This window comes from Poseidonibacter sp. (genome assembly GCF_041821165.1).
Lineage (GTDB): Bacteria > Campylobacterota > Campylobacteria > Campylobacterales > Arcobacteraceae > Poseidonibacter.
In genome coordinates, this window is the sequence record NZ_JBGUES010000237.1 from 2310 (window position 1) to 2997 (window position 688).

Annotated in this window: 1 protein-coding gene; it reads right to left on the minus strand. The window is 29.8% G+C overall.

Features of this window, described 5'->3' with window-relative positions:
* Positions 1-688: helicase-related protein (locus ACERKK_RS12585; RefSeq protein WP_373773424.1), on the minus strand; the 688-nt coding region annotated here is incomplete at both ends.

Below are 688 nucleotides of genomic sequence, written 5' to 3' on the forward strand. Positions count from 1 at the left end.
CTAAGAGGTCTTCTATTTTGAATAAATATTCTAGGTTTTTTCTCAGTTGGTTCAAAACCTTCAATAACTTCTCTTTTTAAATCAATAATTAATTCTTTTTCAATTTCTTTCATTTGTTTATAATCTTTTACAGATAATAAAGTTAAAGCAATACCAGTTTGACCAGCTCTTCCTGTTCTACCGATTCTATGAGTATAATCAGCTGTAGTTTCTGGTAAATCAAAGTTTACAACTAAAGGAAGCATTTGAATATCAATACCACGTGCTGCAATATCAGTTGCAACTAAAACTCTATGATCTCCTGATTTAAACATTCTAAGTGCTTTTGCCCGAGCAGTTTGTCTAATATCTCCATGAATACAAGAAGCTGGTAAACCATCTAAATTAAGACTTTCTACTAAACCATTTGCTTCTGCTTTTGTATTTACAAAAACTAAAACTTGAGAATAGTTTTTTGAACCAATAATATAAGCTAAAAGTGCAGCTTTTTCTTTAGGATCAACTTCTATAACTCTTTGCTCAATTTTCTTAACACTTGATCTTTGAGGAGATATTTCTACAACAACTGGATCTTTTAAGAACTCTTTTGCTAATTTTTTTACATTTTGATTTAATGTTGCTGAGAACATCATAATTTGTCTACCTTGATTAGCTTCTTGACAAATTGCTTCAATATCGTGTAAAAATC